This is a genomic window from Paenibacillus hodogayensis (assembly GCF_039536325.1).
GTDB classification, from domain to species: Bacteria; Bacillota; Bacilli; order Paenibacillales; family NBRC-103111; genus Paenibacillus_AB; species Paenibacillus_AB hodogayensis.
Genome location: NZ_BAAAYO010000020.1, coordinates 104,252 through 118,011, shown reverse-complemented (window position 1 = coordinate 118,011; position 13,760 = coordinate 104,252). Strand labels below are relative to the sequence as shown.

Here is a 13,760-nt window from a genome sequence, read left to right as displayed (position 1 = left end):
AGGCCCGCAATGAATGATCAAGAAACAAACGTCCACCCCGTACTGGAGCCGAAACCGCAGGAAAAGCCAAAACAGCAGGAGAAGCCAAAATCGAAGCGCAAGCTGAAGCGGCGCTGGGTTCGCATCATCCTGTGGATTTTACGGGCGCTGCTCGTTCCGTTTTTATGTGCGGTGGCACTGCTCGTCGGCTTATGGGTAGGCTATGCCTATATCGGCGGTAAAAGCGGGGCGGACGTTTGGGAATGGACGACATGGAGGCATGTGTTCGATCTGATTTTCGGCAACTGAACTTGGACTCTGCCGATTGGAGCGCTTCTCCATGATCTTCAATCTATAGCCGGCCCGCATGTCAGGCCGAATGAAAGACAACTCCTTCGCTCCCCGGTCCGGGGAGTTTTATTTTTGGGATAACAACGGTATAATGGATAGGTGTGGAAGTAAGATCCGGGGGAGAGAAACGGGTGAACTTGCCAAATCTTTTGACGTTGTCTCGATTTGGGTTGATCCCGATATACGTCGTCTTTTTCACCACCAATCATCTCAAGACGGCATTTCTGATTGTCGTTTTGGCTGGGGCGACCGATGTATTGGACGGTTATTTGGCCCGGAAGCGGGGACAGATTACGCAGGTTGGTATCATGCTCGATCCGCTTGCCGACAAGTGCATGATGCTGACAGTCATTATCTCGCTGCTGGTATCCGGTATGATTCCTTGGCTGCTGGCCGTAGCCATGTTTATTCGGGATGTCGGCATGATCGCAGGCTCCGCCTTTTTTCATTTTCGCGGCAAGCGTACGGTTCCCGCCAACAGCATGGGAAAGCTGACCACCGTTTTGTATTACTTCGCGTTTTTGTTTATTTTTTTCGACTTTTCGTTCGCTTTAACGTACTTATGGTTTGTAGTCGGCGTATCCTTCGTGACGTCGGTGATATACATTGTCCTGTTTTTGAGCCTTAACCGGGGCGACCGTTCGTTGGATACATAAAAGGAGCATAAGCGCATGACTATATCGGAGTCGGCGCACTTATGCTCCCTTATATCAACCTTCACTACTGCAGGTCGTGAAGGGACATCACTAGTCTAGGTTAACCGCAGCCATTTTATACAGAAGCCGGGAAAGGGGCCGTTTTTAATCATGGATATTAAACAAATACAAGAAACGATACCGCACCGTTATCCGTTTCTGCTGGTCGATCGCATTTTGGAAGTGGAACAGGGCGTACGCGCCGTCGGGTTGAAAAACGTAACGATAAACGAGCCGTTTTTCGTCGGGCATTTTCCGGGATATCCGGTAATGCCGGGCGTGCTCATCGCCGAGGCGCTAGCGCAAGTGGCGGCGATAGCCATGCTAAGCTCGGAGGAAAACCGGGGTAAAATCGGCTTGCTCGCCGGCATCGACGGGTTTCGTTTCCGCGATCAAGTCAAGCCCGGGGATACGCTTATACTCGAAATGGAAATTACCCGCATGAAGGGCACGATTGGCAAAGGCCATGGCGTCGCCAAGGTGGGAGAAAAAGTGGTGGCCGAAGGCGAATTGATGTTCGCACTGGCTAATCCGTAAACCAAGATAGCCGATTAATACCGTTATCCGTACCATTATGAAACCGGGAGAGATGCGTGTTGAGTCTGGAACGTGCGATGACCGAATACAAGCTGTGGGTGAACGATCCTTTGATCGATGAGGATACGAAGCGGGAGCTTGCTTCCCTGCATGACGAGAAAGAACTGGAGGATCGCTTTTACCGCGATCTGGAGTTCGGAACGGGCGGACTGCGGGGTGTCATTGGCGCGGGCACGAACCGGATGAACCGTTATACGGTTGCGAAGGCTACGCAAGGTCTGGCGCAATTTATCAAGCAGCAGGGTGAACGTCCGTCGGCGGTTATCGCCTACGATTCGCGCAACCAGTCTCCGGAGTTTGCGCTTGAGGCCGCGCTTGTGTTGGCTGGAAACGGAGTAAAGGCTTACGTGTTCGAGTCTCTGCGGCCGACGCCGGAACTTTCTTTTGCCGTGAGGCATCTGGGGGCAGGAGGAGGCATCGTCATTACGGCCAGCCATAATCCGCCGGAATATAACGGTTACAAAGTATACGGTCGCGATGGCGGACAACTGGTTCCGCACGACGCAGAGCGTGTTTTGGCAGAAATACATACGGTCGATACGCTTGCCCGCATTCAACGAATGGAGCGCGGCGAAGCGGAGGCGGCAGGCCTTTTGGTCTGGATCGGCGCCGAGGTGGACGAAGCGTTCGTCCAGGCGGTTGCTGGCGTTAGTCTGCACCCGGACGTTGTTCGATCGGTGAGCGACGACTTCCATGTTTTGTACACGCCGCTGCATGGGGCTGGCAATTTGTCGGTTCGAAACGTTCTCGGCACAATCGGCTTTACCCATGTGCATGTAGTGCCGGAGCAAGAACTGCCTGACGCTAATTTCTCGACGGTCAAGTCGCCGAATCCGGAGGAGCGCGAAGCGTTTACGCTGGCTCTGCATATGGCCAAAGAAGTGAACGCGGATATCATTATCGGTACAGATCCGGACTGCGACCGGATGGGAGCGGTAGTCAAGGACGACCGCGGACAATTCGTTGTGTTGAACGGCAATCAGTCCGGGGCGATTATGGCTTACTATGTGCTGGACAGCTTGAAGCGACAAGAGAAGCTGCCGGAGCGCGGTGTATTGATCAAAACGATCGTGACCAGCGAAATGGGTGCGGTTATTGCCGAGAGTTACGGGGTCAGCGTTCTGAATACGTTGACGGGCTTCAAATATATTGGGGAAAAAATGACGGAGTTCGAGCAAAGCGGTCAATATCAATTCCTGTTCGGATACGAGGAAAGCTACGGCTATCTGGCCGGCAACTATTGCCGCGATAAGGACGCAGTGCTGGCTTCCATGCTGATCTGCGAAGCGGCCGCCTACTATAAGAGTCAAGGCAAAACCTTGTATGATATCTTGCAGGAGCTTTATCGTCAATTCGGTTTTTTCCAGGAGCAGTTGGAATCGCGGACGTTGAAAGGCAAGGACGGCATCGAGAAAATTGCGGCGATTATGGACGACTGGCGGCAAGCTCCTCCGGCTGCCGTGGCGGGCGTATCCGTGGTGCGCGTGCAGGACTACTTGCGGGGCATTGACGGTCTTCCGGCAGAAAATGTGTTAAAATATACATTATCGGACGACTCCTGGTTCTGCCTTCGGCCGTCCGGCACGGAACCGAAAATCAAAACCTATTTTGCCGTACGCGGCTCGACGGGAGAAGAGTCGGCAGAGCGCCTGGAGCGTCTGCGGTCTGCCGTCATGTCCCGGATCGATCAGCTTCCATAGGTGGCGGAGAATGCCTCTTCGAAGGGCGTGTCACCGGGCTTCGGCCCGGTTCGGTCAAGCGCCTTCGAAGAGGCTTTCCGGGTTGGACATCCATGTACATACCCTAGACGACTAAGTGGCAAGGAGTGAATGGTTTGCTTCAGCGATATATATCGGTGAATAAACGGGCCCAAAAATGGCTTTGGTGGCTGGTTGTGCTTGGCTTGATTGCCACGCTGCCACTTGTCTACAAACGTATCGAAACAGAAAGATCCACGAATCAGGTGGATATCGTATTCGATTACCGCGACCTTCTCGATGCATCGATTTACCGCCCTAACCCGGAATCTTACATTCTGGAGAAGCTGAAATTGATGAAGGAAGCCGGCATCGGCAGCATGTCCGTTAACGAGAGTACGTTGGAGGAGCTGAAAAACAGCCGACGCATCCAACTGTATACCCCGCAGGAGTATTCTCTTCTAACCGGGAAGCCGATTACGCCGGGAGAGAACAATACGTATTTGCTGTTCACCTCGAATGAAGCGAGGGACAAGCTTCAGCCGATCATTGAAAAAACATACCGGGAACGCCTTAAAGTAAGCGTAAATTCCTGGTCCTATAACAACCGCCCGGGGCTGATTATTAGCTTGCCTTACGAGGAAGCGAACACCAAACCGATGGAGCCGGACCCGATAACGATGGATATGCTCGAAGGTCAAGGTTTCCGTCTGATCGCCCGGATTTCCAACCGGATGCAGCCTTACTCTGAAGAGGAACTTGAAGGCTTGCTTAAAAAGCTAAGTCACCGCAACATCAAACGAATCGTATTCGATGGCAGCGCCGTCACCGGCTACGATGAGGACCCGGACTTGAACAACGTAAAAGAAACAGCCGAGCTGCTGCGAAAATACGACATGGGTTCGGCCATTATCGACCGGTTGAAAGCTCCGCAAAAAGGGTTCACGGTCCATTTCGCGGAGGAATTGGATTATAATGTAGTTCGTTTGTTCCCTCTCTACGAAACGGAAGCGAACTTGAAGCCTGAAGTTATAGCGGACAAGCTGGTGCTGGCCGTAAAAGACCGCAATTTGCGGATCTTGTTTTTGAACACCAAGGCTGCCAAAGATATGGATAAAGGGTTTATCAACGACTACTTGGACAATATTTTGACAAGTTTGACCGGACCTGAAGACAACCCGTCGGAAGGGGCGATTGCCCGCATTGAAAAGCTCGGATATGAGCTTGGCGAGGCTCATCCGTTCGTCCTGTACGGTACGGGGCTGACGCCGCTGAAGCCGGTAGTCATGGTTGGCGGTGCGGCTTTGATCGCTTTGACGATCGGTCTGTTTTTCCCTATGCTGGTTTCCGGTGCTTTTGTCATTGGCGCGCTGGGATCGTTGGGCTTGTACGTGCTATCCAGTTCGCTTGCGGTTCAGGCTATGGCCTTTGGAGTGGGCGTGTGCGCGCCTACGCTTGCGACGCTGCTGGCGATCCGTTATATAAGCCGCTTGCGGGAAAAGAAGATGGTTTTTGGCTGGTGGAAGGCCACTGCAGTTTTCGTTGTAACGTCGATGTTTTCGGTAGTGGGTGTGCTCTACGTGGTCGCACTGCTTAGCGGGATTACGTACTATCTGGTGCTCCAGCAATTCCGCGGAGTAGCTCTGCTGCATTTGCTGCCGATTGGGCTCGTTGCCGTTTATGCTTTGCTATTTGCAGATTCTTTGGGTTTGAAAGGTATCGTCGCTCGAATTCGGGCGATCTTGCTGGCCAAGATCACGGTGTTGTGGATCTTACTCGCGGCCGTGTTCGGAGCGATGGCCTACTACTACTTGACTCGTACGGGCAACGAAGGTCAGGCGACCCAGATGGAGAAGCTGATCCGAACGTATTTGGAGAACGGTCTGGGCGTACGGCCGCGTTTCAAGGAATTCGTATTTGCCCACCCGTTGTTTATTTTGGCCGCGTATTTGTTCGTCAAATACCGCAACGCCATCTATCTGTTTGCCGGAGCGATTATGGGACAGCTTTCGATTATCGATACGTTCGCCCATCTGCATACGCCGCTGTATATTTCGTTTATCCGGATCGGAATGGGCATCGTGTTGGGGATTGTGGTTAGCTTGGCTTATGTGGCGGTTTGGGAACTTGCAGCGAGAGGATGGCGCAGATGGGTAACCCGGTGAAAAAGCTGGTTCTCTCCGGTTATTACGGTTTTGGGAACAGCGGTGACGAAGCCGTTTTGCAGTCCATTCTGTTGGCTTTGCGCGCCGAGGGCGAACGACAGCAGGTCCGGATCGAGCCGATCGTGTTATCAATCCGGCCGAAGGAAACGGCGGCTATGTACGGAGTAACGGCTGTGCACAGAATGCGTCTCGGCGAGCTTGTGCGCGCTTTGCGGGAATGCGACGGTCTGATCAGCGGCGGGGGGAGTTTGCTGCAGGATGCGACCGGTATCAAGACAATCCCGTACTATTTGGCCGTCCTGAAAATAGCGCAGCTGCTCCGCAAGCCCACCTTTATCTATGCGCAAGGAATAGGTCCCGTTCGAAGGTCTATGTTCTTCCCGTTTATCCGGCACGTGTTCAACAAATGCGCATACGTTTCCGTGCGGGACCAAGAATCGGCGGATCTTTTGGCAACGATGGGGGTTCGCGCTTCCGGATTAACGGTTGTGCCGGATCCTGTGATGGGACTCGACGTAAAGGAGAGCGTTCTACGTTCGAATACAAAGAAAAACGACAAGCCGGTCATCGGCGTCTCCGTCCGCTTCTGGAATGGCGACCGTTCAGAGTTGGATAGCTTGGCTCGGTCGCTTCGATCGATCGCCGAGCGGCGTCCAGTCGTCATCCGCATGCTTCCCTTCCATATGCCGGACGATGTGAAAGCGTCCCGTTATGTGATTGAACGGATGGGGGCACTGCCTGACCATGCAGAGTGGGACATGCGGGAAGGGATTGATCATCCTCAGGATATGCTGGCAGAGGTCGCTTCCTGCGACTTGTTAATCGGCATGCGGCTCCATTCGTTAATTTATGCCGCTTCCCAACACGTTCCGCTGTTAGGCATTTCCTATGACCCGAAGATCGATCAGTTTTTGAACCGATTGGGTATGCAGGCGGTCGCTTCGACTTCCAGCTTCGATTCTGAGGCTGTAACGGCCCAGGGTTTGCAGCTTTTAGATCATCAGACGGACTGGATTACCGAGAAAAGGGAAGCCATTGAGCAATTAAAGCAGCAAGCCCGGCTTCCGGCGCAACAAATTGTCGAGATGGTGCATACTAAGGTTGACCGAAAAAACGTTGCTTTGTCGAGATAGGCGGAGCAACGGTATTCGGCCCCATGAGAATGTCCAATTTAGCCGATAATTGGCTCGATAACCGCCTAAAAGCAGCACTTTTTGCTCATTTTCGCTTGTGGAGTTTCCTTGCGTTTCGGAGTATAATTGGTCCGTTAGTCTCCTGCAAAAAGCAATCGGGGGATTTGCGTAACAGAGACGGGGGTGGGAAAGTCGGATGGAGTATATATACTACGGCATCGGTTTTTTGGCAGCTTGCGTATTAGCCGTCATCCTGACACCTGCAGTAAAACGGTTCGCCTTTATGGTAGGAGCCGTAGATAAACCTAACCAGCGCAAAGTACATACGCGCATTATGCCAAGACTTGGCGGGCTGGCCGTATTTTTAGCGTTTGTGGGGGCTTTCTTCGTCATCGCTCCGATGACGGACGAATTGAATTGGCAAGTATCATCCGCTCTGCTGATCGGAGGTTCGTTGATCGTATTGGTCGGGGCGCTGGACGATAGATTCGACTTGTCTCCGAAAGTGAAGCTGTTGGTCGAATTGATTGCGGCGATGGTGATCGTGTTTTACGGGGATATTCAAATTGATTTGGTCAATTTGCCTTTTGGCGATACGTTTGAAACAAAGTGGCTAAGCGTTCCTTTAACGATTTTCTGGATCGTCGGGGTTACCAATGCGGTCAATTTGATTGACGGATTGGACGGTTTGGCGGCGGGCGTGTCCGGAATCGCCAACGGAACCATGCTTGTCATGGCTATTATGATGGGCAACGTTACGGTTATTTTGTTTAGCGCTTTGTTGCTGGGAAGCATCATCGGATTTTTGTTTTACAATTTCCATCCGGCCAAAATTTTTATGGGCGATTCCGGGGCGCTGTTTCTCGGCTTTTGCCTAGCGACGCTTTCCGTCCTTGGCTTTAAGCAAGCTACAATGATCTCGTTTATTGTGCCGATTTTGATACTTGGTGTACCCTTGTCGGATACGTTTTTCGCCATCGTACGGCGCAAGCTGAACAAGATGCCGATATCCGTAGCCGATAAAAACCATTTGCATCATTGTTTGCTTCAACTGGGACTCGGCCATCGAAATACAGTTCTGGTCATTTACGGCGTGTCGTTGTTTTTCGGCCTTTGCGCCATCCTATTGTCGCAGACGTCCCAGTGGGTTGCGGTCGTGCTGATTGCCGTCATTCTGATTATTCTTCAACTAGGGGCGGAAGCCATTGGCATTGTCGGCAAAAGCAAGCGGCCGGTGCTTAATTTGTTTTTGCGGGCGAGATCCAAAAACGTTTCCAAATAACGCTATATAATAGAAGAAACACGATGAAAACCCGGAGATGGATGATGCCGGGTTTTTTGCTGCGCATTTTTTCCATGAAAATCTATAACATTTCAACCTTGTATGACCGATAAAAATGGTATGGGACTGTTAACTTAGAGGGTTTCCGTTTTTTCTCTAATGGAGACGAGTATATGGAAAGGAAGGAGCAGAAAGGGGCGCAGTTTATAAAACAATCAACCGCAGACAAGCCCGCTGCAGGATCATTACTTTATCGAGGAGGAAAAGGCTTTGAGAAAGTCATATCGCAAGTGGTTGAGCGTGGTGCTTATTGCGACCATGCTGATGAGTCTGCTTCCGGCTATGTCCGCAGTAGCCGCTACCGCCAGAATCACGATCAAGGATTTGTACACGTCGGATGCGCAGCCGGCCGATGATTCGGTTATTCCCAGAATTATTACCAACCCGGTCGATATTAAAGCAACCGTTGAGAATATTAGCGATACTCAAGTGAATGAACTGTATTATGAAGTGACCAATATGACGACAACGAAGACGCCTGTCGTAGAGAAAACGAATAAGGCACAATTGACCGGTCCATTCGATGTCGTATTTAAAAATGTTCAACTGACGGAAGGGTTGAACAAAATTGTTATTAAGCTGGGTGACACCAGCGTTATTTCTTCCGCTCCAGGATGGGTTTACTTTACCCCTACCACGACCCTGACGACAATTAATATTAATGGACAACCTTTTCAAGACGGCAACATGTACCCGGAAAATCCGGCACAAACGACCGTATTGAATATATCGGGCTCGGCTCCGAATGCTACCGAGGTCAAGGCTTATACCGAAGGTAATCCGAACCCGATCAATGCTTACCTGAATAGCGGCGAGTTTTTCTTTGTGGCCGACGATATTAATAAAGCCCAGTCCACGGCCAACCTGCGGCTACGCGCCGGGGACAACCCGTTGACGATCATGTCGGTCAACAACACGAAGTCCTATCAGATCAGCAAAAATTTGATTTATAACAACGGTTTGCCGTTTGCTTTTAACGCCAAAATTAGCGAAATCTCAGATCAGGGCGTTAAAGGACCGCAAAAAGAGTTGATCAAAAACCCGACTGTCACGACGTCCAAAGTAAACATTTCCGCATTGCTAAAAGACGACCTGACGGTGCTTGGGGACTTGCAATACAATTTTGTCGACGTGCTGGTTGGCGGGCAAAAATTCGGCCCGTACAATTTGTCCGGCGCGGCCGCTTCCCCTAGAGCTACGGGGCTGGCACCCAATATTGTGTACGAGGGTCACAGCAGCACCAGATTGTTCGTTACCGGACAAGAGCTTAGCGCCAATACGAAGCTGACGTTAACCGATAATGTCGGTGCCGTCGTTACGGCAGACGGGAAAGTATTGAAAGATATTATGCCGGAAACGGGTGGCATCAACTCGGCTAAAACTGCCGCTTCCTACGAAATTCCGGTGGGAGCTTTCGTGAAGGCGAAGAGTCCGTATAAAGTGACAATCCGTAATGGGGATTCCGACGCCCCTTCATTAAGCGCCGAACCTTTCTCCATAACGGTCAATGCGTCCGCGACTCCTTTGCCGACTATTGCGCCGCAAGTTTCCGGAAATCCACCACCGATATCGATTCCGGCTCCTGATTCTGCGTTTGCCAAAGTCGGACAATCTCCTATGCCGCAACCTACCGTAGAAGTGGCTGGAGTGGCATCGGATGATTTAGTTAATTTCTCGATCAGTTATACCGATATGACCGGCAAGCCTGTCGGCCAATCAGCAGGTTCGAAAACTGGAAATCCAAACCAAGTTAGGTTTGCTGGCCCGTCTGTCACGACAGAAGGCCTTTACCGTTACAAAATTATGTATAACAGCATTCCGATTACGGAAAGAGCGTTCAAAATCGACCGTAAAAATCCGGAATTGCCGACGGTTACGATTGCTTCCGCCATTAGCTTGACGCAAACTACTTCTCCGACTACGTTTTATGTAGGCGGTACAAACTTGGGAACCATTGCGGCGGACATTGAAGACCTCAAACTGATCAGCCTGAATGATCCTACCGCCCCGGATGTGCCGTTAAAGGTGTTCGAAGCCCGGGAAAACGCACTGCTGCTGCAGCCCATCGCGACGGATCCAGTTTTGGGCCAAACGAATTTGAAGCCAGGCGTAACGTACAAGCTTGCCTTTAAAAAGCAATTGCGCTATCCGAATGGAGATAAGGCGGACATGTCTCCGACTATTGAGGCCGGAACGGTGACAAGCGGGGTCTATGTCTCCAGTGCGATAAGCACGGCAAGCATCAGCTCGGTGACGATTCCGCAAACGACTTTGGCTGACGTGAATACGGCTTCCTTTACGATTCAGGGGGACGGTTTTATCGATAGAGCTAAGGGTCCGGCTATCGTCATCATGAACGAGGATGGATCCAACCAAAGAAGCGCTAGGGTGGCCTCCGTCTCGGCCGACGGAAATACAGTTATCGGCGATTTCTCGACGATTTCCGGCATTACCGCTGGCAACTACTTGCTGAGGGTTTCCTATGGCAACGTTTTGCTCGGACAATATCCGTTTACGATCGCCGACCCGGCGCCGACAGGATTTACGACATCGGATACGACGCTGACGGTAACCGGCGTTAATTTTGGACGCGACACTTCCAAGCTGAAGCTTCGGTTCTCTTCGAATGAAAATTCGAATTATGTATCGGAGTCTGTAGCTACTCAAGTCATTTCCGGGCGGTCCGCCATTTTCAATAAGCCTGCGGATTTGTCCAACGGGAGCTACACCGTAAACTTGCTGTACAATGACACGATCGTCGGCAATTCGTTCAACTACAGCGTCAATGCGGCCGCTGCCCAGCTCAATGAAGCTGCCGAATGGTCGAAAGCCGGCAAATATAAGGTGTTCCAGTTCTCGGCAGACATGGACATACCGTCCGATCGCACACAGCTTGTTCAATTCAAGTTTTACAATACGTTTACCGATGAAATACCGGTTTCTGCCTTCACATTCAACTATGTAAACAACAATTTGCCATACGTGGAAAGCGTTGATTCTTTGTCGGAAACGGTCGTTAACAATGTATCCGAACTGCCTAAAACGTTCCGCATTTTGGCTAACGGCAACACGCATAAGCTCAATGTTTACTTGGGCGAATTCGATAGCAACTCGAATATTTATGCGACCATTCCATACGACACGGTCAACAATCCGGTGGACTCGACTTCAGGTGTTAACCTGAGAGTGTTTACTTTTACGCTTCCGGCCAATGTTGCAAACGGCTTGACGCAAATGACGATCGTCCCGAGCTCGGACAATGTTACTCCCGCCAACGCGACCAAGGCTGGAGAAAACTTGTCGGGTAAAAAGCAATACGATTTGCTGATTTCCAACACGCCGTATTTGATTGTTAACAATATCTATAACGGTCTGGTAGTCAAAACCCCTGGCACGCAAATTACTTGCGATCGCGGCGGCTTAACCGGAAGCTGCGTATCCGGACGTATTGTGAATATGCCGGTACTGGATAACAGCAGCAATCGGATTGACGTTTCCTTGAACGGCATCAAAAATGAAACGATGCTGGTAGCGGCAAACAATACGTTTACCCTGCTCGTATCGGGTCTGCAGGAAGGTAAAAATACGCTTGTTTTCAAGATCTACATCAATTCGGTATTGGTAACGACGACTTCTTACGAAATATTCGTTTTCAGCACGGATGCGCCCGAGTTTATTTCGGTTAATCCGGTTGAGACGACCGATGTGAAGAAGTTTATACCGGGAACGAAACCGGATACGTATGCGACTAGCGAAACGTTTGTGTCGTTTTCCGGACAATTCGCCAACGCTTCTGAAATCAGGCTGACGATGAGAACCAAGGACGCCAACGGCGCGCCGGTAGTCAAATACGATCGCCGTTTCGGCGGGAATTTCGGCAACATTGATCCTCAGATCAATAATCCCGGCTTTTTCAATTCAATAAACGCCGGCCAGTTCCGAACCAATTCGCTGCCGCTTTTGTCCAAGGGCGATACGATCTTTGAATTCTCCATAACGAACGCTTCGGGCATTACGGTTACCAAAGTCCTTACGATCAATCGCGAGCCTTTGCCGTATATTATCAAATCGCCGAAGCTGATCAAAAACGAGAAAAAAGAAGATCAAGCGAACATCAACAGCAACTACATCGAGGTTGAGATCGAGGCGGAGAACGCCACTTCCATTTTGTTCGGCAAAGACGAAGCCGTCGTACGCGAAGTGACGGAAAACGGCGTTAAGAAAAATCATTTCTTCCATGAAGTGACAGGCTTGAAGGCCGGTAAAAACACAGTTAAATTTACTGTCGTTCGGGGCACCGAGAAATTAAACGGAAGCTTCATCTTGTATAACAGCGATACGGCTGTGGAAGGCGCTCAGTACAAAGCGCCGCTGCAGGCTACAACGACTGTATTTGACGGTCAGCTTTCTCTGAAGTTCCCGAAAGGCACAAACTTCATGCGTAACGAGCCTGGAGCCATCAATCAGTTTTTGACCTCGGACCGTAAAATCTTGTATGGAATTGCCAGCAAAGCCGACGGACGCGTGGACAAGATCAAACATCCTTCGGCGTCCGATGGACAAATCGGGAACACGAATCCGGTTATCGACGGCGTAGGGAAGCTGATGCTGACGGAAACGACAGGACGGTTCCGCTCTGCGAGTAATTTGTTCTGGATCGATGCGGGAACAATCAAGAAAAACGAAACCGATATGATCAAGGCTTTGAACGGCAGCGGCCGTCTGCCTTACGATCCGGAGCAGTTTTATTTGAGAACGAAAGAAGATCTGGTCGTGACGACCGACCGCGGTACGCTTACATTAAAGTATGACCCGGCTATCCGGAACGATGCTTGGAAATATTTGAGCGTCTACCATTTCGATATTTACGAGGACTACACCGGCATTGTGCAAGGAAGGTGGAAAAACCTCGGAGGCGTCGTGGATACCGGCAAAAACACGATAACTGTTCCATTCGATACGTTCGGGTACTATCAAGTCATGTATATGGACAAGAGTTTTGACGACGTTACGGGCCATCCATGGGCGCGCAACGATATCGATACGCTGTATTCGAAAGGCTATATGCTCTCTAAAGAAACGTCGAGCTTCGTGCCGAACGACTCGATCACCCGCGGAGAATTTGCTACGATGCTCGTCAAAATATTCGATTTGCCGTTGAACTATACGGAGGTTCCGACGTTCTCGGACGTTCAGCGGATTAATTTGCTGACCAAGCTCTATGATTATAAGTATATTGAGACTGCGGCCAAAGCCGGTATCGTTCGCGGTTCCAGCGGAGGCAGATTCTTGCCGGACAACGCAATCACCCGTCAAGATGCGGCTATTATGATTGCCCGGGCGGCTGAGTTAAAGCTGAGCTCGGAATCGACGCTGGATAGAGTGCTGGCCAGCCTGCAAAAATCGTTTACAGATGCCAATACGATTGATATTTATGCGAGAACGGCGGTCGAAGCCGTTACCAAAGCCGGATTGATCGAAGGCAAAGAGAACGTATTGCTGCAAGGTCAAACCAAGTCGACGACGCGATTCGATCCGCTTGAAACGTTTACCCGCGCAGAGGCCGCTGTGGTCGCTATCCGCGTTCTGAAGAACCAAAAGAAAATCCCGAAATAATGCGCCACGACAGGCTGCCGGATGAACTCCGGCAGCTTGATTTTTAACGGCAAAAGCAATGGTTACATGGAAAATACTTCGTGATGACGAAACTGATAGATGCAGGTATACTTACTTTGTGGCCGAGTGATATACAAACTGCTACACGCCACGGACGGCCAGCGCCGACAGAGTTTAGAGCGCGG

Annotated in this window: 8 protein-coding genes; all 8 read left to right on the top strand. The window is 50.7% G+C overall.

Going from position 1 to position 13,760, the window contains the following annotated elements; all coding sequences use genetic code 11:
• Nucleotides 1-9: 9 nt before the first annotated feature.
• The 8 genes from ABD796_RS32850 (at nucleotide 10) to ABD796_RS32815 (ending at nucleotide 13,575) form a co-directional block, all read left to right on the top strand.
• A complete protein-coding gene (locus tag ABD796_RS32850; RefSeq protein WP_344916485.1) occupies nucleotides 10-288 on the top strand; it encodes a DNA-directed RNA polymerase subunit beta in 279 nt (92 codons plus the stop codon).
• A 173-nt stretch (nucleotides 289-461) separates the two neighbouring features.
• Nucleotides 462-986: a CDP-alcohol phosphatidyltransferase family protein gene (locus ABD796_RS32845; protein ID WP_344916483.1), complete on the top strand. Its 525-nt coding sequence runs from the start codon at nucleotides 462-464 to the stop codon at nucleotides 984-986.
• Between the two features lie 150 nt (nucleotides 987-1,136).
• Nucleotides 1,137-1,562, top strand: coding sequence for a 3-hydroxyacyl-ACP dehydratase FabZ (gene fabZ, locus ABD796_RS32840; RefSeq protein ID WP_379120967.1), 426 nt, complete (start codon nucleotides 1,137-1,139; stop codon nucleotides 1,560-1,562).
• A 77-nt stretch (nucleotides 1,563-1,639) separates the two neighbouring features.
• Entirely contained in the window at nucleotides 1,640-3,322 is a 1,683-nt protein-coding gene (locus ABD796_RS32835) for a phospho-sugar mutase (protein WP_344916613.1), read from the top strand.
• A gap of 134 nt (nucleotides 3,323-3,456) precedes the next feature.
• The gene (locus ABD796_RS32830) at nucleotides 3,457-5,484 is read left to right on the top strand and encodes a DUF5693 family protein (protein WP_344916481.1); all 2,028 of its coding nucleotides are present in this window, start codon (nucleotides 3,457-3,459) and stop codon (nucleotides 5,482-5,484) included.
• The gene (csaB, locus tag ABD796_RS32825) at nucleotides 5,469-6,617 is read left to right on the top strand and encodes a polysaccharide pyruvyl transferase CsaB (protein ID WP_344916479.1); all 1,149 of its coding nucleotides are present in this window, start codon (nucleotides 5,469-5,471) and stop codon (nucleotides 6,615-6,617) included. Before ABD796_RS32830 ends, csaB begins: the two co-directional genes overlap by 16 nt.
• A gap of 196 nt (nucleotides 6,618-6,813) precedes the next feature.
• On the top strand, nucleotides 6,814-7,899 hold the full coding sequence (locus ABD796_RS32820; RefSeq protein WP_344916477.1) for an MraY family glycosyltransferase: 1,086 nt from the start codon (nucleotides 6,814-6,816) through the stop codon (nucleotides 7,897-7,899).
• Nucleotides 7,900-8,169: 270 nt separating this feature from the next.
• Complete coding sequence (locus tag ABD796_RS32815; protein WP_344916475.1) at nucleotides 8,170-13,575, top strand: S-layer homology domain-containing protein; 5,406 nt, start codon at nucleotides 8,170-8,172, stop codon at nucleotides 13,573-13,575.
• Nucleotides 13,576-13,760: the final 185 nt, after the last annotated feature.